At 60.0% G+C, this 22,338-nt stretch carries 21 protein-coding genes; 8 read left to right on the top strand and 13 right to left on the bottom strand.

Features of this window, described 5'->3' with window-relative positions:
- Positions 1 to 23: 23 nt before the first annotated feature.
- Positions 24 to 1,343, top strand: a complete 1,320-nt coding sequence (locus tag HDEN_RS10860; protein WP_013216160.1) for an MFS transporter — start codon at positions 24 to 26, stop codon at positions 1,341 to 1,343.
- On the opposite strand, the gene HDEN_RS10855 is transcribed toward HDEN_RS10860, so the two are convergent.
- The 3 genes from HDEN_RS10855 to HDEN_RS10845 all read right to left on the bottom strand — a co-directional run bounded on the left by HDEN_RS10855 (position 1,340) and on the right by HDEN_RS10845 (position 3,841).
- Positions 1,340 to 2,560, bottom strand: coding sequence for a serine hydrolase domain-containing protein (locus HDEN_RS10855; RefSeq protein ID WP_013216159.1), 1,221 nt, complete (start codon positions 2,558 to 2,560; stop codon positions 1,340 to 1,342). The two genes, HDEN_RS10860 and HDEN_RS10855, sit on opposite strands and share 4 nt — an antisense overlap.
- 96 nt (positions 2,561 to 2,656) lie before the next feature.
- A complete protein-coding gene (locus HDEN_RS10850; protein ID WP_013216158.1) occupies positions 2,657 to 2,944 on the bottom strand; it encodes a hypothetical protein in 288 nt (95 codons plus the stop codon).
- A 51-nt stretch (positions 2,945 to 2,995) separates the two neighbouring features.
- The gene (locus tag HDEN_RS10845; protein WP_013216157.1) at positions 2,996 to 3,841 is read right to left on the bottom strand and encodes an SDR family NAD(P)-dependent oxidoreductase; all 846 of its coding nucleotides are present in this window, start codon (positions 3,839 to 3,841) and stop codon (positions 2,996 to 2,998) included.
- A gap of 207 nt (positions 3,842 to 4,048) precedes the next feature.
- On the opposite strand from HDEN_RS10845, the gene HDEN_RS10840 reads away from it, so the two are divergent.
- Both HDEN_RS10840 and HDEN_RS10835 read left to right on the top strand, forming a co-directional pair.
- Positions 4,049 to 4,336, top strand: a complete 288-nt coding sequence (locus HDEN_RS10840) for a hypothetical protein (RefSeq protein WP_013216156.1) — start codon at positions 4,049 to 4,051, stop codon at positions 4,334 to 4,336.
- A 128-nt stretch (positions 4,337 to 4,464) separates the two neighbouring features.
- Positions 4,465 to 4,743: a hypothetical protein gene (locus tag HDEN_RS10835; protein WP_013216155.1), complete on the top strand. Its 279-nt coding sequence runs from the start codon at positions 4,465 to 4,467 to the stop codon at positions 4,741 to 4,743.
- Positions 4,744 to 4,768: 25 nt separating this feature from the next.
- On the opposite strand, the gene HDEN_RS10830 is transcribed toward HDEN_RS10835, so the two are convergent.
- A complete protein-coding gene (locus tag HDEN_RS10830) occupies positions 4,769 to 5,476 on the bottom strand; it encodes a carbonic anhydrase family protein (protein WP_013216154.1) in 708 nt (235 codons plus the stop codon).
- Between the two features lie 329 nt (positions 5,477 to 5,805).
- Here HDEN_RS10830 and HDEN_RS10825 point away from each other — a divergent pair, with 329 nt between their 5' ends.
- Positions 5,806 to 6,105 (top strand): hypothetical protein, encoded by a 300-nt coding sequence (locus tag HDEN_RS10825; protein ID WP_013216152.1) that lies wholly within the window; start codon positions 5,806 to 5,808, stop codon positions 6,103 to 6,105.
- 226 nt (positions 6,106 to 6,331) lie between these two features.
- On the opposite strand, the gene HDEN_RS10820 is transcribed toward HDEN_RS10825, so the two are convergent.
- Positions 6,332 to 6,676 carry a zinc ribbon domain-containing protein YjdM gene (locus HDEN_RS10820; protein ID WP_013216151.1) on the bottom strand — a complete coding sequence of 115 codons (345 nt, stop codon included), beginning with the start codon at positions 6,674 to 6,676 and terminating at the stop codon, positions 6,332 to 6,334.
- 1,257 nt (positions 6,677 to 7,933) lie between these two features.
- Here HDEN_RS10820 and HDEN_RS10815 point away from each other — a divergent pair.
- Positions 7,934 to 9,280 (top strand): MinD/ParA family ATP-binding protein, encoded by a 1,347-nt coding sequence (locus HDEN_RS10815; protein WP_013216149.1) that lies wholly within the window; start codon positions 7,934 to 7,936, stop codon positions 9,278 to 9,280.
- A complete protein-coding gene (locus HDEN_RS10810) occupies positions 9,267 to 10,706 on the top strand; it encodes a hypothetical protein (RefSeq protein ID WP_013216148.1) in 1,440 nt (479 codons plus the stop codon). The genes HDEN_RS10815 and HDEN_RS10810 overlap by 14 nt, the downstream gene beginning before the upstream one ends.
- Positions 10,707 to 10,886: 180 nt before the next feature.
- On the opposite strand, the gene HDEN_RS10805 is transcribed toward HDEN_RS10810, so the two are convergent.
- Together HDEN_RS10805 and uvrA are read right to left on the bottom strand one after the other, a co-directional pair.
- Entirely contained in the window at positions 10,887 to 11,360 is a 474-nt protein-coding gene (locus HDEN_RS10805) for a VOC family protein (RefSeq protein WP_013216147.1), read from the bottom strand.
- A 397-nt stretch (positions 11,361 to 11,757) separates the two neighbouring features.
- Positions 11,758 to 14,889 (bottom strand): excinuclease ABC subunit UvrA, encoded by a 3,132-nt coding sequence (gene uvrA, locus HDEN_RS10800; protein ID WP_013216146.1) that lies wholly within the window; start codon positions 14,887 to 14,889, stop codon positions 11,758 to 11,760.
- 1,270 nt (positions 14,890 to 16,159) lie between these two features.
- Between uvrA and HDEN_RS10790 the strand changes: the two genes are divergently transcribed.
- Positions 16,160 to 16,780, top strand: coding sequence for a hypothetical protein (locus HDEN_RS10790; protein WP_013216144.1), 621 nt, complete (start codon positions 16,160 to 16,162; stop codon positions 16,778 to 16,780).
- A 52-nt stretch (positions 16,781 to 16,832) separates the two neighbouring features.
- Here HDEN_RS10790 and HDEN_RS10785 read toward each other — a convergent pair whose 3' ends face one another.
- From HDEN_RS10785 to HDEN_RS10775, 3 genes are all read right to left on the bottom strand, one after another.
- On the bottom strand, positions 16,833 to 17,228 hold the full coding sequence (locus HDEN_RS10785; protein WP_013216143.1) for a GFA family protein: 396 nt from the start codon (positions 17,226 to 17,228) through the stop codon (positions 16,833 to 16,835).
- Positions 17,229 to 17,901: 673 nt separating this feature from the next.
- Positions 17,902 to 18,315, bottom strand: a complete 414-nt coding sequence (locus HDEN_RS10780; RefSeq protein WP_013216141.1) for a VOC family protein — start codon at positions 18,313 to 18,315, stop codon at positions 17,902 to 17,904.
- A 76-nt stretch (positions 18,316 to 18,391) separates the two neighbouring features.
- Positions 18,392 to 18,760, bottom strand: coding sequence for a YkgJ family cysteine cluster protein (locus tag HDEN_RS10775; RefSeq protein ID WP_013216140.1), 369 nt, complete (start codon positions 18,758 to 18,760; stop codon positions 18,392 to 18,394).
- Positions 18,761 to 19,133: 373 nt separating this feature from the next.
- On the opposite strand from HDEN_RS10775, the gene HDEN_RS10770 reads away from it, so the two are divergent.
- Positions 19,134 to 19,655: a single-stranded DNA-binding protein gene (locus HDEN_RS10770; RefSeq protein ID WP_013216139.1), complete on the top strand. Its 522-nt coding sequence runs from the start codon at positions 19,134 to 19,136 to the stop codon at positions 19,653 to 19,655.
- Positions 19,656 to 19,875: 220 nt separating this feature from the next.
- Here HDEN_RS10770 and HDEN_RS10765 read toward each other — a convergent pair whose 3' ends face one another.
- From HDEN_RS10765 to HDEN_RS10755, 3 genes are all read right to left on the bottom strand, one after another.
- Complete coding sequence (locus HDEN_RS10765; RefSeq protein WP_013216138.1) at positions 19,876 to 20,829, bottom strand: cation diffusion facilitator family transporter; 954 nt, start codon at positions 20,827 to 20,829, stop codon at positions 19,876 to 19,878.
- A 298-nt stretch (positions 20,830 to 21,127) separates the two neighbouring features.
- Positions 21,128 to 21,499 carry a c-type cytochrome gene (locus HDEN_RS10760; protein ID WP_013216137.1) on the bottom strand — a complete coding sequence of 124 codons (372 nt, stop codon included), beginning with the start codon at positions 21,497 to 21,499 and terminating at the stop codon, positions 21,128 to 21,130.
- 136 nt (positions 21,500 to 21,635) lie between these two features.
- Complete coding sequence (locus HDEN_RS10755) at positions 21,636 to 22,238, bottom strand: PRC-barrel domain-containing protein (protein WP_013216136.1); 603 nt, start codon at positions 22,236 to 22,238, stop codon at positions 21,636 to 21,638.
- Positions 22,239 to 22,338 lie beyond the last annotated feature (100 nt).

Genomic DNA, 22,338 nt, shown 5'->3' with positions numbered 1-22,338 from the left:
CACTGCGCGCCACGGGGGGAAGAATGCATCGCGCCGAGCGCTTGAGCCGGGGAGCATGGGCAATTGTCGCTCTGCTGTGGCTCGTCGCTACACTGAATTATCTCGATCGCCAACTCGTCGTGACCATGCCCGGCCCGATCAAGGCCGACCTCGGCATCGGCAACGAGCGCTTCGGACTTCTCTCCTCGGTCTTCCTTTGGATCTACGGAATTTGCTCGCCGATCGCGGGCTATGTGGCGGATCGCTTCGGTAAGCGTCCCGTCATCATCGCGAGCTTGCTTGTCTGGTCGGCGGCAACCTTCGTCACCGGCATGGTGACGTCATTCGAAGGCATGCTCGCGGCGCGCGCCATGCTCGGCGTCAGCGAAGCCTTCTACATGCCGGCCGCCGTCGCGCTGATCGTCGAATATCATCGCGGGCCGACGCGCAGCCGCGCCACGGGCCTTCACTTGAGCGGCGTCTACGCAGGCTCCGTGCTCGGTGGCCTCGGCGGAGCCTTCGCCGAAATGTACGGCTGGCGAACCGGCTTCCTCGTGATGGGCGCGATCGGTGTCGCGTACGCGATGGTCCTGATGATCTTTTTCCCGCGCCCGTCCGATGGCGCATCCGATGAGCAGGCACGAGACGCCACCGCCGCCTCCGAAGCATTGCCCTCGACGCCGATCGCCGGTGCCTTCAAATCGCTGCTGACGACGCGCGGATTCCTCTTTCTCCTCGCGATGAATCTTTTGAACGGCGCCGCATACTGGCCGGTCCGGAACTGGCTTCCGGAGTTCTTCCGTTCCGAGCTTGGCGTCAATCAAGCCTGGTCCGGCATCTACGGACCAATGACGTTCAACGGCGCGGCATTTATCGGAATGCTGATCGCAAGCAACATTTCCGATTGGTGGTCGGGCTGGAACGAACGCGCCCGCGCACTCGTCCCGGCGATTGGGTTCATGATCGCCGCGCCGTGCCTGTTCGCGGTGGGAGCTGTCGACTACATCCCGATCATTCTTGCGTGTGTGCTCGTCGCTGGCATGTCGCAGGGCTTTCTCGATGCGAACCTGATGCCCGCCGCATGCACCGTGACGGACTTCCGTCATCGCGCCACCGCCTACGGTCTGCTGAACTTCGTCGGCACGACGGCGGGCGGCGTGATGACGTATGTTGGCGGCATGTTGAAAGAACAGAACGTGCCGTTCGGCACGACATTCCAGGTCGCGAGCCTGCTGATCTTCGTCGCGGGGCTTTGCCTGTTCGCCGTCAAACCCGCGCGTGTGGGATTGTCGGCTCCGCGTGCCGCTGGGCTGCTTCCACCTTCGCGCAACGAAGCCAGCGAGCGCGAGCCCGCGTCGCCCTAGGGCGCGGGCCCGGCTTTCACATACTGCGTGTAAAGCGCCTTCGAGACCGCGAGCAGGGCGGCATCGGCTTTCTCGCCCGGGAAATTCGTGACCGCGACGATCCCGGTATCGTGCTCGACATCGACAACGATCATCGCGAGATTCATCGAGTTCGATCCCGTGTGCACCAGCACCGGCTTATCGGTCCAATCGAAATGAGATAGTCCCCAGCCGCATGCGTAGCTTCCGCTTTTCGGCGTGCCGGGTTTGGGATGCGGAATTTCAGTTTTGATGTGCGCCTGATGCAGCCGCTTCAGGGTTTCCGGTTTCACCAGCGCAGGTCCGCGTTTGCCTTCTCCGGCATTCCAGCCTGCCCAGGTCGCGAAATCCGCGACGTTCATATGCGCGATGCCCGCAGGTCCGACGACTGCCGGTCCGTCCGCCGAGAGACCCCACGGCCGCGGAGTGACTTTGCCGTCCGCATCGACGCTATGACCGACCGCGGCGTCGTATTTTCCGAACGTCGCCTGCGGTCCAAGTCCCGCGGACTTGAGGCCGAGCGGTTCGAAAATCCGCGTCGTGATCAGCACCTCCCACGGTTTGCCCGAGGCCTGTTCGATCATTGATCCCACGATCGCGTATCCGAGGTTCGAATATTGAAATGCCGAACCAGACGGCACACTCAGATCATGCGCCGCGTTCCATTCGGAGATCATGCGCAGCCGATACGCCGTCAACGTATAGTCGAACGCATCCGAGCTGAAATAGAGCTTCATGATATCTTCGGTATCGCTCGGGATTCCGCTCGTATGCGAGAGAAGCTGCTCCAGCGTGATCGCCGCGAATTTCGGCTTGAGATCCGGCACCACCGGACCGAGCACTTCGCCGATGGTCGAATCCCATCGGAGCTTACCCTCGTCGATCAGCATTCCGGCGAGCGTCGCGGTCATCGCCTTGCCGTCCGAGCCGAGATGAAAGCGATCGTCTTGCGTGACGGGAATATCCATGCCGAGAACACGCACTCCAACCGCGCCCTGCGCGACGATCTTGCCATCCTTGACGATCGCCGCTCCGAGCGCTGGAAGCTGATATTGCGCGCGGATCGGTTCGAGCAGATCGGATAGCGTGCCGTCCGCCTGAGCCACGTTCGAGAAAGCAACGAATCCCGCCAGCGCAACAACCTTCGCAACGTGGACCATGAAACGCTCCAGGATGATCGCACCGGAAGAAAGGTGCATGCTGAGGACACTCCATTTCGATAGCGAAGGCGGATAACGGATATGCTTCCTTGCCCTCGACAACATGCGTAAAAATTTAAGAAATAAATCCGCCGCTCAAACCTTCGGCTGCAGCGGCGCTGGTGGATGGCTCGGCTCGCGATGGAAATATTTGAGCGTCAGATACGCGCCGATCCAGGAGCCGACGATCGCAAACCCGACATAGATCCAGTTGTTCGTATAACTGATGACTGCGAACGATGAGAGCATGTACCAGACGCTGCTCCAGTTCGCGGCAGCAAGCGCACGCCGGGACACGACGGACGACGTGAACATCACATAAGCGGCGTCCGTCGCTGCCGTCGCGACCAGGACGCCCGCGCCAATCCAATAATCGACCGTCATGGAAAACTCCTCTGTTGGATTATCGAAAATCGCCGCTGTGCCGAGCGACCGTCACCACCGCACTTTTTGGAGCGCAAAGAATCTGCCGAAGAGTTTGCGCACAGTGCGCGATGGAAGCTTTCCGCGTGCGAAATGCATGAACTTCGCGGTCGGGCCGACGGCCGTTCGAAAGCGCGGGCGCGGCGCATCGAGCGCGTTCGCGATTGCCTTGGCGACCTCGCCCGGATCGCGCGCAAGCTTTGCGACGTAAGCGTCGATGGTAACTTCGAGGTGGCGCAGCAGAGGCCGGTAGGCACTCGTCTCGGGTAGCACGCGTGGTGAGCTTTCCCAGATGTTGGTCCGATACGCGCCGGGCTCGATGAGGATTATGTCGATGCCGAAGGGCGCGAGCTCATAGGCGACGGACTCGGCCCAGCCCTCGACCGCCCATTTCGATGCGCAGTAGGGCGAGTTCGCAGGCTGCCCGGCGAACGCCGATTCACTCGACACGATCAGGATACGCCCGCGCCGCCGCGCTCTGAAGCCTGGCAGAAGCTTCTGCGTCAGGGCGAGCACGCCGAAATAGTTGACCTCCATGACGCGCCGGATATGCGCATCGCTCAAGTCCTCGAACGCACCACCGACGGCGACGCCAGCATTGTGCACGACCGCATCGAGAGGCCGTCCCTGCGTATCGAGGCGTGCAACCGCCGTATCGATCGATTTCGGGTCGGTGACATCGAGTTGCTCGACGCTGACGAGGTTTTGAACGTTGGCCGCCGCAACGGCGCGATCGAGTTCGGCACGCTTGCCGAGGTCACGCATCGTGGCGATGACGTTCCAGCCGCGTTTCGCCAGTTCGACGGTCGTGACGAGGCCGAAGCCCGTTGATGTTCCGGTAATAAGAACGGTTGGCATTTGAAAGCGCGCTCCGTATCGAAGTTTTTTCAATATTGCACCTTGCGGCCGGCTCCGCGAAGCGGAGTCGCAAGGTGCCCGAAGAACTTACCTTGCGGCCGGCTCTGCGAAGCGCAGTCGCAAGGCGCAATTCAAAGCCCCATCTTGTGCGCTCGCCGCCGCCGTATTAGCAACGCCAGGAAATCCTGATGCACGGAGTCGGAACCTATGTCTGAATCGACCAACACCGAAAAAACCCTCGCGGACTTGAAGCGCGAAGTCGCTGAACTCTCCGGCTTGTCGCTCGCAACCGGCGTCATTCTCACCCAGCTTCTGCAGAAGATTGCGAGCCGCGAGATGAATCCGCAAGGCGCCGCCGGTCAGATCGTCAACAACGCGCGGGCTGCGATCGAAGGCTTCACGGCCTCCCAGAATTCCGATCCCGTCATGAAAGCCCGCGCGCTCGAAGCCGTGCAGCAGTACGAGGATCAGATCCGCTCGGTCCTGCGCGAGTAGCGCCGCGTTAACCATCCAATACCTGCGGCAAGAGACGGCGGGAACAGCTGGGGCGTGGGCGGACGTTTACACCCTATATAGATTAGCCTCGCTAAGCTGCCTCCGATGATGCGCGAACAGGAGTTGCCATGAAACGGATATGGACCGCAGCCGTAAGCGTCGGGTTGGCCGTGGCATTCGGCGCTCCCGTCGCGCAGGCGGACATGATCTCCGAAGTCGAAGGCGCCCGCGCCAAGGAGCGCGCCGGTTATTACCTCAACAGTCAGGACCGCGAGAAGCTCCGGCGCTACGGTGGCAACACCGACTACCGCGACAGCTACGCCCGCGACTTCGACTATGGCCGTCGCGGGCCGGGAATGCGCATCTATATCGGCCCGGACGGCTATTACGGCCCCGGCCGATACTGATCGTCCGGCGTCAGGGCCGCCACGATCACTCCAGAAACGACACGCGCCCCGTCGAGACGTCATGCATCGCGGCGACGATCTTGAGCTGCTTGGCATCGACGAGATCGCGAAGCACGCCGCTGGTCTTCGTCAGGTTATCGGCGGCGAGCTTGGCATTCGCCACCGCCACCTGCTGCACGAACGACGTGTTCTTTGAGATGTGATCGCCCGGCGCATCCTTGCAGATCGTAACCGCCGGCTTGATCTTCGCGAGCAGCTGCGTCAGCTCGCCAAGCTCCGCGCCGTCGATCGCGCCTTTGACCGCCCCGCACTCGCTATGCCCGAGCACGACGATCAACCGCGCGCCGGAGAGTTTCGTCGCGAACTCGCAGCTTCCGATGATATCATCGTTGACGACGTTGCCCGCAACCCGCGCACTGAAGATGTCGCCGATGCGCTGGTCGAAGACGAGTTCGGGCGGAACGCGCGAGTCGATGCATCCGATGACGACGGCCGACGGAAATTGCCCCGCTGACGTCGCATGCACCTGCTTGAGCAAGTCGCAGTTGAGCGTGCTGCCCGACAGGAACCGCGCATTGCCATCCTTGAGGTTGGCGAGCGCTTCGTCGGGCGTCAGCGCCGCCTGCAGATTGCGCGTCGGCACCGCGCAGCTCCCGGCGGCGACTGCACGATCGAAGGTGAGAAGGCTGCCGGCGATCAGACCGCTGCAGCAGAAATGCCGTCGTGTGAGCATCGCGTGATCTCCTCGAAATATTTCGGAATGCGGTGAGGTCTTGCGTGATCTCTAATGCGCGGCCCGTTAAAACGGCATGATCGGCGAGCCAGGCTTGCGAACCACGTTGGATACGAAGCAGCAACCATGCGCGGCACGCTCAAGCGCTCGATTATCGCACGCATCCCCCCGCACCAGGGCGCGATTTGCTTAAAAGCGACGGAATTTTACGCTGCACGCGTTTTCTTGGAATTCGGCACGACGCAATAATGCGTCCGCTGTGTGCCTGAGGATGCCCTTGCGCCTGCGCACGGCCTCGGCCAAAATCACGAACCAGCTAGGAGGATATCGTGATCAAACGTCTTGCAATTATTGGATTTTTGGCACTTGGAACGGCCCTCGGAAGTTCCGCGGCTTCCGCCGCACCGGCCCCGGCGGGCCTCGCCGGTCTGAGCCAGGCGAAAACGAGCGGCATCGAGCTCGTCCAGCATCGCCGCGGACATTATCGGCATCGCCACTTCCGTCGCGGCTACGGCACCCGCCATTACCGGCACCGCAACTATCGCGGCTGGCATCGCTACAGCCACCGCCCCTACAACTGGCGTTCGCGCGGCTGCGTGATCGTCGGCCCGGTGTGGTTCTGCCCGTGAGCTGACACCCGCATCGGCGGGACACGATCTGACAATTCAAGCCGGGCGGAAAATCTCCGTCCGGCTTTTTTGTTTGCGCCGAGCGACTCGCGTTCCGCTGGACCCCCGGCCTTCGCTCCGCGCCCCGAGGATGACGAAGATCCCGACAAACGCACACGGCGGCCGGCTCCCCGCAAGGGGGTCGCCGTGTGCAATCAAAAACGGAAGCGGAGCCGCCAGCACCCACCTACGCTTTCTTCACGAACTCGGACTTGAGGCTCATCGGGCCGATGCCCTCGATCTTGCAGTCGATATCGTGATCGCTGTCGACAAGGCGGATGTTCTTCACCTTGGTGCCCATCTTCACGACATTGCTTGAGCCCTTCAGCTTCAGATCCTTGATGACGATGACGGTATCGCCGTCTTGCAGGGTGTTGCCCGCCGAGTCCCGGTAGACCTTCACGTCGTCATCGTCGGCTGCGGAGGCCGCTTGCGGGCTCCATTCGTGCGCGCACTCCGGACAGACGTAGAGGTTGCCGTCCTCGTAGGTGAATTCGGAGGAGCATTTCGGGCAGGGTGGCAGTGTGCTCATGAAGGATGCCTCTATTGAGGGCGCCATCCGACTCCGCATCGCGGAGCCGGCCGGATGGCGCGGATGTGTGTTGAGCCGGCGGCCCGGCGTGTTTGATGTTGGTTCTTTCGCGCAGAATTGAACCGCCGGGAATGAGTGAAACCGTCATCCTCGAACGGCCTCGCTCGACCGAAAGTGCGAAGAACGACGACACACGCATGTGCTGGCGGCCGGCTCCCCGCAGGGGAGTCGCCAGCACCAAATAAACTGCGAAGAACGACGACACACGCCTGTGCTGGCGGTCGGTGATCCGAGCGAACGCACACGGCGGCCGGCTCCCCGCAGGGAGTCGCCGTGTGCAAATAAGAACGACGCTCCAAGCATGTGCAACCGGCCGGCTCGCGGAACGCGAGTCGATTGCACCATCAATAACGCACACGCGCCATCCGGCCGGCTCCCCGGAGGGGAGTCGGATGGCGCAAGCAAAAGAGTAAAGCACGAAGCGGACGGGTTCCGCGGCGCGGTCTTCGCAATTTTAGTCTCGGAACCGGTCCGCTCCGTGACAGACCGAGAACAGGGTTCCGATCAGGCCACTTAAGGAAGCGGGATATTCCGCACACGGTTTCTCTCATGCCGTGCGGACTTGGCCGGTCGCCTTGTCCGCATCGCGCGCGTGACGCGAGCGGGTCGGGCTGCCCCACCCGAGCCCCGCGCGACGCCTCGCATGCAGCCCTTGCCGGATGGGTGAGGGGATTATGGGGGAGGCGGAGAAAGCGGGGATAAGTATTTTTGGGGGGCGCTCAATGGGCCGACGGCCTTGCCAGACGCCTAAGCCGTCGTATGAAATGCGATTATAGTCATTGTCTTTTAAATGAGTCTTCTATGGCGGAAGCATATAACCAGTCAGCTTTGCGTCACTACTTTGATAGCGAAAAGCTTGCAGATCTGGGTCGGTTTGACAATGCGGGGCACTTAATAGGATTCGCAGCGGAGTGCGCTTTGAAGCACGCTTTCGCTATAATGGAACCGGTCAACTCACCACGGGTTCATTTACCCGATTTGGCTAATGCCCTGCTTAAACATGTTAAATCTCGAAATTCACAAGAGACAGCGCTGCGGAACCTCTTGGCCCAGACAAAAGGAGGCTTTTTTGATGATTGGCGTGTTGCAGCCCGTTACGAGATCGATGGATTGGTCGACCAAGCGACATATAGAAAATGGAGAGGTTTGGCCCAACGGGCAATCGGCGCAGCGGGTCTGAGACCCTGAGGAAATGAAATGACGCCAAGCAGCAACCACCATTCGACTGTAGCCCGCTTTGATGACGCTTTGCCGACGTTCGTTCGCCTCGCACTCTCTGAATTCGGGGAAGAATTTTTAGGTCGTTCCCTCATACTACGCGATGCAAACGGTAGATTGACGCTTATTATTCGCGGCGATGTCGATCAGAGTACACGGAAGCGCTTTGACACTGCTGCTGAAGCGAGCTTGGGAGCTTATGTTTCCGGACCGACGGCAACGCCGCAAGAAATTTTCGACGATAGCCTGCAATCAAACGAGGGGGCGATCGCGGAGCGTGTTCTTGTAGATGGATCCTACGTCGCAGTTCAACTAGTTGATAGACGCATAGTAGGCCAGGATTGGAACCAACCACACTTTACAAGCTCTAAACCACCGCTGGCCGTCTTCTTCAGCGTGAAAGGTGGAGTGGGGAGAACCACGGCGCTCGCGGTCGCCGCGGCAGCTTTCTCGCACCAATCCAAAAATATTCTGGTTATTGACCTTGATCTAGAAGCTCCTGGGCTAGCTTCAGTTTTGCTTCCAATAGAAAATTTACCGAAATATGGGGCGCTCGACTATTTCGTGGAAAATGGCCTCAATGGTGTTGACGATGGCTTTTTGGAGGATTGCATATCTCCCTCCCCTCTCACTGCCGGTCGAGGGCTCGTGGAGATCGTCCCCGCAGTCGGGCGAATCGGCCGTAAAAACCCCCAAAATATTTTACCTAAGCTTGGACGCGCATTCCTCGATGATCCCAATGAGCGCGGAGCGATGAATTCATTTGGCGACCAGGTAAGGGAACTTGTCAAAGCATTCACCGCTAGACGAAGATATGATGCTGTATTTGTGGACGCGCGAGCTGGTCTCAGCGAAAGCACATCGGCTGCCATTATGGGGCTCGGCGGGGAAATTCTAATGTTCGGTGTGGACACGCCGCAGACATTCGACGGATACAGCTATCTTTTGGCTCATCTCGGTCGATTTGCCAAAGAGGCTAAATCAATTGATGATTGGCGATCTCGTCTTCGAATGATACATGCAAAAGCAGACCGCGGTGTCGAAGCGCTTTCCCACTTTCGCGATCAAGCACAAGAGGTCTTTTCTGCTTACATTTATGAGGAGGCTTCCCCTGGCGATTTTGATGCATTCAATTTTGACTTAGACGACCCTGACGCTCCTCACTTCGCTTGGCCCATCCCGTACGACGCGGCGTACGCGGAATTCGACCCGACGGCACGACGGGAACAACTCACGCGAGAGTTTTTCGATCGGACGTTCGGTCCTTTCGTAAATCGACTTGCAGAAGTACTCTTTGGTCTGGAGAGTACCGATGGCGGTCAGTGAAGTGCCGATTCGAGCGGTCCTACGTCGGCTTAATCCATCGGTTGCTCACAAGGCGGCCGAAAAGCCCAATATTGATGAAATTTATGCTCCCCTACACCATGCGGACGCGTTGGATCCAAATCGTGCACTGGTTATAGGGGGGCGTGGCGTTGGCAAAAGCTTTTGGGCTGCCGTTCTGGCGGCCAAGGACGGCCGTGCTGCCGCTGCCAAAGCTTATCCGCTTCTTGGTCTTAATAGACTTGATGTCGAACTCGGATTCCATGAAGGTGCCCTGGGCACAGGAGGGATCGCACCCTCTCCGGCAGCTCTCAGGTCAGCGTTGGTGGTCGCAAAGGACCCCGTATCAATTTGGCGATCGGTAGTTTTGAAGGCGCTGGACCGAGGCGCGGGGCCGCAAAAACTAAATGAACGTGTAAAGTGGCTCGAGAACGATCCTGAGACTTTCGAAGATCTCCTTTTGAGCTCTGACTTCGATCGGTCAAAAAGAGAACGACCTCTTTTAATTGTCTTCGATGCGTTGGATGTTCTCGCGAATGATTGGGAGACAATTCGGAAGTTGACCAGGGCTCTGGCCAAATTGGCTCATGAGATGAGTGCTAGACGTGCGATTCGATTAAAGCTTTTCATGCGCATAGACCAGTTCAAAGATATGCAGCGCAAAACGTTTGCGGATTTTTCAAAATTGCAAACTGCGGCTGTAGCTTTGGAGTGGAGACCTGTTGACCTTTATGGGGCAGTGTTTACGCGGCTTTGGAGAGATGTGCATGCGAATAAAGTAATACGGACTCTTGGCCGAGCGGTACCCATAGCAGTGGGAGGCGCCGATCTACCCAGAGAACTGAAAGAAGATGAGAATAAGCAGGACGCCCTTTTTTCCGCTTTTGCAGGCGAGTTCATGGGCGCCAACAAAAAGCGTGGTCGAACATATACCTGGGTTCCAAAGCATCTTGCGGATGCATATGGCGAAACTAGTCTTAGGAGCTTCTTGATAGCGCTGCGAGAGGCCGCAGAACGCGCAAGTAGCAAAACGGGGTTAGCGATCGACAGCAATGGCCTTCATGCGGGGGTCTTAAAGGCCTCTGATACGCGACGGGAGGAATTGAAGGAAGACCATCCGTGGGTGGAAGATGCTTTGAATGCGCTCGATGGTCTTACTGTGCCTTGCGAAGAGCACGAAATCATTGCTCGATGGCAAAATGCTAAAGTCCTCCAAAGCATAAAAAAGAGGATTAATCCCGAACGGCCAGCAGCACCGGTTCAACTTGAACTTTCGGAGCATGACACGAAAGAACAAGCACTACTTGATGCTTTGATCGAACTCGGCGTAGTCGAGCGTCGGGCGGTAAACCGGATAAATGTTCCGGATATTTTCCGAGTGGCGGCTCGCATGAAACGCAAAGGAGGAGTCGCGCCACGAAAAGGCTGAACGTATTTTTTCGTTACTCCGCCGCCGCCTTCTTCCCCGCCACCTTCGGCTTCCGCGCCAACACCGGCTTCAGCTACCGCCCGGTGAAGCTCTCCTTCACCTTCCAACGTCCTCTAGCGTGCCCGCCGCTTTTGTTGGCGCTCGGCGACTCCCGTTCCGGGAGCCGGCGGCCGAGCGGGATCACCCCTTCCTCGCCTTCTCAATCGCCGCAACATCGATCTTCCGCATCGTCATCATGGCTTCGAACGCGCGGCGGCCTTCGTCGCCGCCGATGGCCAGCGCTTCGGTCAGCACGCGCGGCGTGATCTGCCAGTTGACGCCCCACTTGTCCTTGCACCACCCGCATTCGCTCTCGCGGCCGCCGTTGCCGACGATGGCGTTCCAGTAGCGGTCGGTCTCGGCTTGGTCCTCGGTCGAAATCTGGAACGAAAACGCCTCGCTGTGCTGGAACGCCGGGCCTCCGTTAAGTCCGATGCACGGGATGCCTATAACCGTGAAGTTGACGACGATCACGTCGCCCGCCTTGCCTGACGGGAAGTCGCTCGGCGCGCGGTGGATGGAGCCGATGGAGCTGTCGGGAAACGTCTCGGCGTAGAAACGCGCTGCCTCTTCGGCGTCCTTGTTGTACCAGACGCAAATCGTGTTCTTGGCCATGAGTGCTCTCCCTTTTTGTAAGCGCTTTCCGACTCGCCTCCGGCGAGCCGGCCGGAAAGCGCGTTTTTTTGTTTGCGCCCGGCGCTCCTCTGCGAGGAGCCGGCCGCCGTGCGCGATGGCGTGCGCGTTATCTTACTAAGACGGCCGCGCACCTCCGGTTCCGACACGCGTGACGACTTTATTTTCGGGGTGAGGCTCTGCTTCGCGGGCTGCCCGGACCCGTCATCCTCGAACGGTCGAGCCTGCGAGGCCGTTCGGGGATCCAGCACAAGGCGCGCCGTAGGCTCTATAGTGCGTCTTCGACGAGTCTTACGCTGGATCCCCGGCCTTCGCATTGCTCGGCCGAGGATGACGAATTCCCTCGTGCTTTCTCTCACTGGTGGCAAGTGGAGTGGAATTACTCCGCCGCTTGCCGCTTGCTCTTTTTGGCTGTGCCTTCCGACTCGCTCTTTTGATGCGCGTCGCGACTCTCCTTCGTCGAGCCGGCCGCGGCGCGGCGTGCCAGCACGGGTTTCAGATATTGCCCCGTGTAGCTCTCTTTCACCTTCACGATGTCCTCGGGCGTGCCCGCCGCGACGATAGTGCCGCCGCCGTCGCCGCCTTCGGGGCCAAGATCGACGATCCAGTCGGCCGTCTTGATGACTTCGAGATTGTGCTCGATGACGACGACGGTGTTGCCCGCATCCGCAAGCTCGTGCAGCACCTCGAGCAGCTTCGCGACATCGTGGAAATGCAGACCCGTCGTCGGCTCGTCGAGAATGTACAGCGTACGTCCCGTCGCACGCCGCGACAGTTCCTTCGACAGCTTGATGCGCTGCGCTTCGCCGCCCGACAGCGTCGTCGCCTGTTGCCCGATCTTGATGTAGCCGAGCCCGACGCGCGCCAGCGTTTCGAGCTTGTCGCGGATCGACGGCACCGCCTTGAAGAATTCTGCGCCTTCCTCGACCGTCATGTCGAGCACGTCCGCGATCGACTTCTCCTTGAACGTGACGGCGAGCGTCTCGCGATTGTAGCGTTTGCCCTTGCATTCCTCGCAGGTCACGTAGACGTCGGGCAGGAAGTGCATCTCGATCTTGATGACGCCGTCGCCCTGGCAAACCTCGCAGCGCCCGCCCTTGACGTTGAACGAGAAGCGGCCCGGCTCGTAGCCGCGCGTTTTCGCTTCGGGCAGCCCCGCGAACCATTCGCGGATCGGCGTGAACGCGCCCGTATACGTCGCCGGGTTCGAACGCGGCGTGCGCCCGATCGGCGACTGATCGATGTCGATGATCTTGTCGAAATTCTCGATGCCGGTGATCTTGTCGTGCTCGCCCGGATGATCCTTCGCATTGTTGAGCTTGCGCGCCACGGCCTTGAAGATCGTGTCGATCAGCAGCGTCGATTTTCCGCCGCCCGACACGCCGGTGATGCAGGTCAGCAGCCCGACCGGGATCGACGCCGTGACATCCTTGAGGTTGTTCGAGCGCGCGCCGGTGACGGTCAGCATCTTTTTCGGATCGGGCGCACGGCGCTTTTTCGGGATCGGCACGTAGCGCACGCCGGACAGATATTCGCCGGTGAGACTCTCGGCCGACTCCATGATGTCGCTCGGCGAACCCTGGGCGATGACGCGGCCGCCGTGAATGCCCGCGCCCGGCCCGATGTCGACGATATGGTCGGCCGTCATGATCGCATCTTCGTCATGCTCGACGACGATGACGGTGTTGCCGATATCGCGCAGATGCTTGAGGGTACCGAGCAGGCGGTCGTTGTCTTTTTGGTGCAACCCGATCGACGGCTCGTCGAGCACGTAGAGCACGCCCGTCAAGCCCGAGCCGATTTGCGAAGCAAGACGGATGCGCTGCGATTCGCCGCCCGACAGCGTGCCGGATGAGCGCGATAGCGTCAGGTATTGCAAGCCGACGTCGTTCAGGAACTTCAAACGGTCGCGGATTTCCTTCAGAATGCGCGTCGCGATTTCCGACTGCTGCTTCGTGAACGTCTTCGGAACGTCGGCGAACCATTCGTTTGCAGCCTTGATCGAGAGATCACCGACCTCGCCGATGTGCTTGCCGCCGATTTTGACGGCGAGCGCCTGCGGCTTCAGACGATAGCCGCCGCACGCGTCGCACGGATGCGCCGCCTGATAGCGCGAAAGTTCTTCGCGAACCCAATCGCTGTCCGTTTCCTTGAAGCGCCGCGTGATGTTGCCGATGACGCCCTCGAACGGCTTCTCGGTCGAATAATTGCGCGTGCCGTCCCAGTACGTGAAGACGATATCCTCGTCGCCCGAGCCGTAGAGGAGCGCAAGCTGCACGTGCTTCGGCAGCCGCTCCCACGGCGTCTTCATCGACACTTTGTAATGCTTGGCGAGGCTTTCGAGCGTCTGCTCATAGTAGGGCGATGACACGCCGGTCTTCGCCCAAGGATAGATCGCGCCTTTTTCAAGCGAGAGCGTGGAATCCGGAACGACGAGATCAGGCTCGAAGCGCAGTTCCGAACCGAGGCCGTCGCACGTCGGGCAGGCGCCCGCCGGCGCGTTGAACGAGAACAGCCGCGGCTCGATCTCGTCGATCGTGAAGCCCGACACCGGACACGCAAACCGCTGCGAGAACATGATCCGCTCATGCGTCTCGTTCTTGTTTTGCAAAACGCCGCGTTGCTCCCTCTCCCCATCCTTTATGGGGAGAGGGTTGGGGTGAGGGGCGGCCGCTTGCTTCTCGTTCTGTTGCTGCCCCTCACCCTGACCCTCTCCCCGCTTGCGGGGAGAGGGGGAGTTGAGCGGCCTATCAACAAACTCCGTGATCGCGAGCCCATCGGACAACTTCAGCGCCTGCTCGAAGCTATCTGCGAGCCGCGTGCCCAAGTCCTTCTTCACGACGATGCGATCGACGACGACGTCGATGTCGTGCTTGTATTTTTTGTCGAGCTTCGGGGCGTCGCCGATGTCGTAAACGGTCCCGTTGATCTTGAGGCGCTGATAGCCCTTCTTCTGCCACTCGGCGATTTCCTTGCGATACTCGCCCTTTCGCCCGCGCACGACGGGTGAAAGCAGCAGCAGCCGCGTGCCTTCGGGCAGCGCGAGCACGCGATCGACCATCTGCGAAACGGTCTGGCTTTCGATCGGAAGACCCGTCGCGGGCGAATAGGGAACGCCGACGCGCGCGAACAGCAAACGCAGGTAGTCGTAAATCTCGGTGACCGTGCCGACCGTCGAACGCGGGTTCTTCGACGTCGTCTTCTGCTCGATCGAGATGGCGGGCGACAGACCGTCGATATGATCGACGTCCGGCTTCTGCATCATCTCGAGGAACTGCCGCGCGTAGGCCGAAAGACTTTCGACGTAGCGGCGCTGGCCCTCGGCGTAGATCGTGTCGAAGGCGAGCGACGATTTCCCCGAACCCGAAAGCCCAGTGAACACGACCAGCGCGTCCCGCGGAATTTCGAGATCGACGTTCTTTAGATTGTGCTCACGCGCGCCGCGCACGTGAATGGTCTTCATCAATTCGGAGCCGGGACGGGCGGCCAGCTTTTTTGTCGGTGATTTCATGGGGCAACGGTCTAGCCGAAGGGCGGGGGGCGCCGCAATGCGACCCCACGCGAGCGACCAAAAATGATGGCGGACAGCCCCATTTTCAAGGCCCCGCGTCGATGGCCACCACAAAGCAATCCCTTTGCTGGGAGACGGCCAAGCACGGCCGCCTGCTGTTTCCGCCCCCCAAGCCGCGGAACGCCGCGCCTTTCCCCATCCTTCACGGGAAGTGGGGAAGTGGGGAAGTGGGGAAGTGGGGAAGTGGGGAAGTGGGGAAGTGGGGAAGTGGGGAAGTGGGGAAGTGGGGAAGTGGGGAAGTGGGGAAGTGGGGAAGTGGGGAAGTGGGGAAGTGGGGAAGTGGGGAAGTGGGGAAGTGGGGAAGTGGGGAAGTGGGGAAGTGGGGAAGTGGGGAAGTGGGGAAGTGGGGAAGTGGGGAAGTGGGGAAGTGGGGAGACCTTCGCAGGCAAATCCCCTCTCCCCGTCCTTTACGGGGAGAGGGTTAGGGTGAGGGGCAGCCTCACGTAAATTTGCCCCGGCAATCCGCCAAGCCCTTCACCCCACCCCCGACCCCTGCCCTGAGGGGAAGGCACACGTCGCTGCCGAGCCAAGTTCAAGGAAAGATAGATGGACCGTCACGAACGCTGTTCGCGCGTGCAGAGCACGGAGCTTTTCCCTCTCCCCGTCCTTTACGGGGATAGGGTTAGGGTGAGGGGCAGCTTGAGGCACCGCCGGTTGCATCCGTTTCGCCACGCAACAAGGCAGAGCGAACCGTCGCTAATTCCCCTCCCCCTTGCGGGGAGGGGTTAGGGGTGGGGGAACGCGCCAGGCGTTATGCGTTGGAACGACCGCGACTCCTTCCGTCGCACCGGACGACTACCTCCACGCGCTGCCCGCGAATTTCGCCAACAATCCGCCAATCCCTCCACCCCACCCCCAACCCCTCCCCGGTGAAGGGGAGGGGAGAAGGGCGGAAGTCTCTCTGCCTGCGGACTGCCCGCGAACTGCTTCAAAGTTCCAAGGGGAGCGAGAAAAGCGACGGCCAAATCCGCAGCATTGAAGTGAGAGGAACAAGCGAAATCCGAAGCATCAAGCGCGTGGAAAAAGCGGAGGGCCAATCCGCCACATCGGCCCCCACACAACTCATGCGCAATCCACACACGCCATCACGAACGGCGTTCGCTCCACCACCCGTTCACACGGCTGTCAGCAAAACGACGCCATTCAGCCTTGACGCCATCCTATGGGTTTCGGAAACTTTTGCGGGCTTGTTATCAATGAGGGCACTGGAATGAGCGACGCTCCATCTCTGCTGAACATTTCGCACCCCGCGCATCCGGTGAACCGCACGCTGACGCTCGTCAAGCTGCTCGTGCTCGCCGTATCGGTCGCGGCCGCCGTCCCGACGGCGCGCAATCTCTACTTCTCCTGGAAAAACGACGTGCCGTTCAACCAGGTCGATCATCGCCTCGCGCAGGCGGCGCTGCTGGAGAAGAATTTCGGCTGCAAGATCGACTATCGCGCGCTCGTTACGCAGGGCTCCGCCCGCGTCGAGGTCGGAAGCTGCCCGAAGACCGGCGACATCTCGATCCGCGTGAACGGACCTCGCGGGCAGGTCAATTACGAATGGATCGCGTTCGATCGCCTTCCCAAACCGTTGACCTTGAACACCGCGAGCCTGCTCGACCTGATCGTGCCACGCGCGCTCGCCGCGGAAAATACGGCCGACGACCAGCAGTCGTTTGAGGTGGCGCAAGACATGTCTGTTCTTTGCCAGGCAAAATCCGGCGACAACATTATCCGCGTCGTGCAGTCGGGCGGACAATGCGTGCGTGAAACGGTGTCGATTTTCCGCGGCTCTGTTGAGAAGAGCGAAAACGTGCCGTGCGATAAAGCGTGCCCGATCAAATAGCGTCGGCTTGGCGCACGGTGGCGCGCGATTTGAATTCGCCTCGCCGTGCGCCTCACCATTCGTCCTTCTGCGGAAGACCGTCAGTCAGATCGTAGTAATCCGATTTCGATGCAACGAAGATGTGCTCGCTGATTTTGAGGCCTGTCGGCGTATCAAGCGTGCCTGCGGTGATGTAGATATCGCTGCTTCCGGTTTGCTTCCAAAACAGATTGCCGCCGCAGCGAGTGCAGAAACCGCGCTCGACTGTTTCCGAGGATCGGAACCAGCGCAGTGTCTCGTCGGAGAGAATTTTCAAATTCTCGCGCGGACAGGAAGTCATTGCAGCGAAGTTTCCGCTTGTTTTCGCACATTGCGAGCAATGACACGCGAGCACCGGACGGAGCGCGCCGGCAACTTCGAAAATCACACCCCTGCAAAGGCAACTGCCAGTCGCATGCAATTCGCTCATTGAATGCTCGCGCTTCGAACGTTGTCTATTCTCGGTTCCGGAAAGTTAAATGCACCGTATACAAACGATGTGCGACCGTTAAATATTTTTGATCGCATTCTCGCATATGACGTCTTGACGACACCGCATTTGAGGCACAGATTTAAGTGGTGACGGTGCTGCTGTCGCCAATGATCGCAAAGGCATCTCGGCCGATGGGGTCGATGAGCAGCGTTCGTGATGGCGAGTTGTTCGGCGCATGTGGTTTGTAAAGTCCCGTGCGCCGGATGAAAAAGGCGGTAAGCGTGACACGGCGAAACAATCGAGGAGGGAGATGACTCCACCGGATCATTCAACGGGACCTCGAGGATTGACGTTCACGAGGTCAGCAGCTTGACGGGCGCTCTCGAGACTTTGGCCGCGCTCATGACGGCTGTCACGTTCACAATTTGGATCTATCGCACGAGGGCGGCAGCCGTAAAGGTGAGCCAGAGCCTCGCTTCAAAAGCCCGGTTTTAGTCTGGGCACACCATCGAAGGTAAAAACGAACCCCGCGCGCATCCGAGGATGCGGCGGGGTTTAATTTTTGGCGATGCCGGTTGAATTGGCCGAAGTGAGATGCACGAAGCGCGCGTCTGAGCGCGGTGACTTTGCAAAATCGTCTCGCGCGTCGACACACGAGCGACCGGAAACGTCACCGCGCCGGCTGATATTCGCTGACAGTCCAGAGATTGCCCTCTGGATCTTCGAGATCAAATCCCATGACCCCGTCGGGAAACGCTGGCGACGTGCTGCGCCTTAGCGGCCTGAGGATGCGTGCGCCTGCATCGACAGCTTGTCGATAGTGCGCTTCGACGGCGTGCGAATTCGCAACAAGGCAGATGCAGGTTTTGCCGGCCTTTGCCCAAGGTCCGGTGCGCGGCGTCCTCGAAACGAAAATCATTCCATTGCCCCACGCGAGTTCTGCGAACTCGGGCTCTCCACTCGGTCCGTTGTAGGACGCCTTGGTTTCGAAGCCGAGCGTGGAGATCAGCCAATCGACGCCAGACTGCAGATTGTCGTAATAGACGCCGGGTATCAGAGACGGGCCGATGGCTGGAGCATTCATCATCGTCTCCTGCAAAACAGGTCAGGCCGGGCCGCCGGCTCGATGAAGCGCAGTCCCTTTAGCGCAAGACCGAATCTCAATCCTTGTGATTGGTGATGGCAACGAACGTGTCGTCGTTCTGGCAGCGGCGCTCGTGCATCAGGAAGTCATAGTAGCCGCAGCGTCCGTTGCCGGGATACTCGCGGCAGGCGCGCGGGCGCCCATGATAAATCGTGCAACGGCGCTCTTTCGTGTCGAAGAACTGGCAGATGCGGCCGTAATGCTTGTCGCCCTTGCGGCGCATCAAATATTTGTGCCCGTGGCCTTCGCGCGTATAGCGCTTCTTCGCCGTGTTGAACGTCACCTTGAAATATTTCGCGAGGCGTTCGACGTCGCGCTTGTTGAGCGCGATGACCGGATACGAGCAGCAATATCCCGGGCATTTCAGACAATTATAGTAAGCCATCTGCGGCTTTGGTGCTCCGGTCGTGCGCGGCGGCCGCGCGTGAAAAACAAACCATCGCCTTAGACCATGGCATCCGCCAGTCAAGCGCCACCAGGGCGACCGCCGCCACTCGGTTCGGATTTTCCCTTGCGCTGTTGCAGCTGCCTCTCTATATTAGAACATAAAGAGAACATGATCGGCATGGAAAGCGTGGACAACGGCAAATGATCTGAGGAAGCCCGACGCCCTAGCCTCTAATGTCGGTTGGAGATTCTGCGGTGCTGCCGCCGATACAACTAAGATGCCGCCGCGTTCATTTCAGATCAGTCCGAGATGAACCGGCCGATGACGCAATCCGCGTCTGAAGTTCAAACATGTTTCAAGGAGACTGCGAATGGCAGGTTCGGTCAATAAGGTCATTCTCGTCGGCAACGTCGGCAAGGACCCCGAAATTCGCCGCACGCAGGACGGGCGGCCGATCGCCAATCTCAGTCTGGCGACCAGCGAGACCTGGCGCGATAAGCAGACCGGCGAGCGCAAGGAGCGGACCGAGTGGCATCGTGTCGTCATTTTCAGCGAGCCGCTGTGCAAGGTCGTCGAGCAATATGTGAAGAAGGGCGCGAAGCTCTACATCGAAGGCGCGCTTCAGACGCGCAAGTGGACCGACCAGTCCGGCGCTGAGAAGTATTCAACCGAGGTCGTGCTGCAAGGCTTCAGCGGTACGTTGACGATGCTCGATGGAGCGTCCGGCGGCCGTGGCGCGTCGGTCGGCATGCAGGAAAGCGGACCCGATTACGGGAACGATGGCGGCTTTGGCTCAAGCGAGCCGCGCCGGGTGTCATCGAAATCCGGCGGCGGCGGTGGTGGCTCCAAAGGCGGCTTCGACAAAGCCCTCGACGACGAAATCCCATTTTAGTTTGCGCTTGGCGACTCGCGTTCCGCGAGCCGGCCGCCAAGCGCAATTCGCCAAGCGCGTGTCCCATCGTCATCCTCGAGCGCGCGAGCTTGCGAGCTCGTTCGGGGATCCAGTGCAATAAGTGCCGAAGGCCCAATAGACCGTCTTCGACGAGTCTTGTGCGGGATTCCCGGCCTTCGACGCAGCTTCGCCGCGCTCGGCCGAGAATGACGAAGACGTGCTAATGCAGCGTCACCGATGTGGGCTTGAAGGTCTCCTCCGACTGCCCCTCGATGAACAGGTGGCGCACTTCCGGAAATCGCGATTTGATCGCAGCCTGCAAACGCCCCGTCGCGTCTTCCACCGTTCGCGCGCTGATGCCGTCCTGAAAATCGACGCTTGCCGTGACCAGCACGTCGTTCGGGCCGAGATGCATCGTGCGAAGATCGTTGATCTTGCGAATGGGCTTTCCGGTGCCGATCTCGCCGGTCACGATCTCGCGAATGCCAGCTTGCACCACGCGTGACGCCGCCTCGCCGACGATCAGCGATTTGATCTCGATCGACATGAACGCCGCGACGCCCGCAAGCAGCAGACCGATCAGGATCGACGCGACGCCATCGGCTTTGTCGAAACCGCCGAGATGTGCGACGAGCGTGCCGAGGAGAGCGATCGTCAGGCCGAGCATCGCCGCCATGTCTTCAAGCACGATGGCGAACAGACTTGGGTCCTTCGATCGGCGCAGGGCTTCGACGAATCCGTTCCTCGCTTCCGGCCGCGCATTGAATTCGCGCACCGCCTTGAAGAGCGAAAAACCCTCGAGGATCATCGCCACGGCGAGGACGGCGTAAAGGACTTCCACGTTCTGCAGCGGGTGCGGATCGAGGATTTTCAGCACGCCTTCGTAGATGGCCACGCCCGCGCCGAGCGAGAACAGAACCATCGCGACGATGAAGCTCCAGAAGTAGATTTCCTTGCCGTAGCCGAACGGGTGCTGCTCGTCCGCCGGGAGCTTGGCGCGCGCAATGCCGAACAGGAGCAATCCCTGATTGGCCGTATCGACGAGCGAGTGAATGGCTTCCGAAAGCATCGCGGACGACAACGTCCAGGCCGCCGCGACGAACTTCGCGACCGCGATCCCGAAGTTGCACCCCAGTGCAATCAGAACGACTGATCTCGACCCGCCCGACGCCACGCTCACCCTCCGTACTTTTGGGCGGCCATGCGTAGCCGAAACGGCCGGGAGGCGTCTACTGCCAAAGCTTGGCTGACTTAACGCCCCGGTGTCGACCGATGCCGTCGTGGCGCACTATCAAAAACGGCGACACAAATGGCGGCGCACCTGGACCCGGCCGCCGGCTTTGCCGAAGTCCTGCCCTCGTCACGTCATGGCCGCGGAGGCGGCCATCCACGCGACGAGAGGCGGTCGCGAGCACTCAAGACATGACGGACACGAACGCCTTCGGAGACCGCCAAGCGCCTGCGCAGGCTAATCACTTCGACTTCAAAAACTCGACGATATGCTTGCGTGTCGCGGCGTCGGTGATGCCGTTGAAGGGCTTCATGTTGTTGCTCTGCACGACGGAGTCGGGGCTCGCGATGAACTTGTCGAGCGTTGCCTCGTCCCAGGTGAGGTTCGCCTGCTTCATCGATTGCGAATAGGCGTAGCCTTCGACCGCGCCGGATTTTCGCCCGACGATCTTGTGCAGGTTTGGTCCGAGCCGGTTATCGCCTTCCTTCCACGAGTGACAGGTACGGCAATTGTTATTGAACAGCTGTTCTCCGGAAGTTTGGTCGGCGGCGAACGCAGCTTGCGAGAACACCGCTGAAAGAACCAGCGCGGCCGCAATCAAAACCATATGCATTTGGCGTTTCCTTCATCGACTGCATCCGCCGCACGGTTGCGGTAATGCTGGATGGAAGAAAAACGCAAAAAACCCCGGTGCCGTTCCGCACCGGGGTAAACATGCAGACCACAACGATAATTCGCGCGTATGCGCGTCAGTTCTTCGGAGCTTCGGGCGGAGTTTGAGCTGGCTGCGCGGCCTCCTTCGCCTTGGCGAGCGCGTCCTGAGCCTCTTGCTTAGCCTTCTCGAGTGCTGGGCCGGCCTTTTCCTTCGCCGACTCGTAGGCTTCCTTCGCGGTCTCTTTTGCTTTCTCGTAAGCGGGGCCGGACTTGTCGCGAATTTCTTCGCCCTTTTCGGCGGCGCGCTGCAGCCAGCCCTTCGGCGGATTGGCGCGCTTATACGCCGGAGCGGCGGTCAGTGCTTCCTTCGTCGCTGTCGGCAGCGAGATGACGATGCCTTTCTCCGCCGCTTCGATGTTGAGCGACGGCAGGCTGACCGCAACCTTTTTCTCGCCGACGCCGAGGAGACCACCGACACCGACGATCGCGCCGATGATTTTGTTGTCGCCGTCGACGATGAGATCTTCGATGTCGCCGATCACCTTGCCATCGCCGTTATGGACGTTGACGCCGATGAGACGGTCCTTCGCGAGATATTCCGTCGACTTTTGCTCGGTGAGGAAGACGTCGTCGGCAAGCGCCGGGAGCGTTCCGGCGGAGAGCGTGAGGAAGGCGAGAGCGAAGAGTTTTGGGCTCATTGAGAGTTCCTTTTTAAGTCACGCGCGGGGCTCCCCGGCGCCGCGCCGCCGGTTCAATCAGGACCCACGAAAATCCCGAATCTGCACGATTGAGCAAATA

Source organism: Hyphomicrobium denitrificans ATCC 51888 (genome assembly GCF_000143145.1).
Taxonomy (GTDB): domain Bacteria; phylum Pseudomonadota; class Alphaproteobacteria; order Rhizobiales; family Hyphomicrobiaceae; genus Hyphomicrobium_B; species Hyphomicrobium_B denitrificans.
Note: the sequence above shows the minus strand (reverse complement) of the source record. Positions and strands in the feature narration are given on the sequence as shown.

Excerpts from the sequence above, each read along its gene's own strand:
- HDEN_RS10810 (WP_013216148.1), top strand. The coding sequence starts at position 9,267 with ATGGCGGTCAGTGAAGTGCCGATTCGAGCGGTCCTACGTCGGCTTAAT.
- HDEN_RS10760 (WP_013216137.1), bottom strand. The coding sequence starts at position 21,499 with ATGCATATGGTTTTGATTGCGGCCGCGCTGGTTCTTTCAGCGGTGTTC.
- HDEN_RS10805 (WP_013216147.1), bottom strand. The coding sequence starts at position 11,360 with ATGGCCAAGAACACGATTTGCGTCTGGTACAACAAGGACGCCGAAGAG.
- HDEN_RS10775 (WP_013216140.1), bottom strand. The coding sequence starts at position 18,760 with ATGGCTTACTATAATTGTCTGAAATGCCCGGGATATTGCTGCTCGTAT.
- uvrA (WP_013216146.1), bottom strand. The coding sequence starts at position 14,889 with ATGAAATCACCGACAAAAAAGCTGGCCGCCCGTCCCGGCTCCGAATTG.
- HDEN_RS10785 (WP_013216143.1), bottom strand. The coding sequence starts at position 17,228 with ATGAGCGAATTGCATGCGACTGGCAGTTGCCTTTGCAGGGGTGTGATT.
- HDEN_RS10855 (WP_013216159.1), bottom strand. The coding sequence starts at position 2,560 with ATGCACCTTTCTTCCGGTGCGATCATCCTGGAGCGTTTCATGGTCCAC.
- HDEN_RS10835 (WP_013216155.1), top strand. The coding sequence starts at position 4,465 with ATGAAACGGATATGGACCGCAGCCGTAAGCGTCGGGTTGGCCGTGGCA.
- HDEN_RS10790 (WP_013216144.1), top strand. The coding sequence starts at position 16,160 with ATGAGCGACGCTCCATCTCTGCTGAACATTTCGCACCCCGCGCATCCG.
- HDEN_RS10780 (WP_013216141.1), bottom strand. The coding sequence starts at position 18,315 with ATGAATGCTCCAGCCATCGGCCCGTCTCTGATACCCGGCGTCTATTAC.
- HDEN_RS10815 (WP_013216149.1), top strand. The coding sequence starts at position 7,934 with ATGACGCCAAGCAGCAACCACCATTCGACTGTAGCCCGCTTTGATGAC.
- HDEN_RS10820 (WP_013216151.1), bottom strand. The coding sequence starts at position 6,676 with ATGAGCACACTGCCACCCTGCCCGAAATGCTCCTCCGAATTCACCTAC.
- HDEN_RS10850 (WP_013216158.1), bottom strand. The coding sequence starts at position 2,944 with ATGACGGTCGATTATTGGATTGGCGCGGGCGTCCTGGTCGCGACGGCA.
- HDEN_RS10840 (WP_013216156.1), top strand. The coding sequence starts at position 4,049 with ATGTCTGAATCGACCAACACCGAAAAAACCCTCGCGGACTTGAAGCGC.
- HDEN_RS10860 (WP_013216160.1), top strand. The coding sequence starts at position 24 with ATGCATCGCGCCGAGCGCTTGAGCCGGGGAGCATGGGCAATTGTCGCT.
- HDEN_RS10830 (WP_013216154.1), bottom strand. The coding sequence starts at position 5,476 with ATGCTCACACGACGGCATTTCTGCTGCAGCGGTCTGATCGCCGGCAGC.
- HDEN_RS10845 (WP_013216157.1), bottom strand. The coding sequence starts at position 3,841 with ATGCCAACCGTTCTTATTACCGGAACATCAACGGGCTTCGGCCTCGTC.
- HDEN_RS10755 (WP_013216136.1), bottom strand. The coding sequence starts at position 22,238 with ATGAGCCCAAAACTCTTCGCTCTCGCCTTCCTCACGCTCTCCGCCGGA.
- HDEN_RS10770 (WP_013216139.1), top strand. The coding sequence starts at position 19,134 with ATGGCAGGTTCGGTCAATAAGGTCATTCTCGTCGGCAACGTCGGCAAG.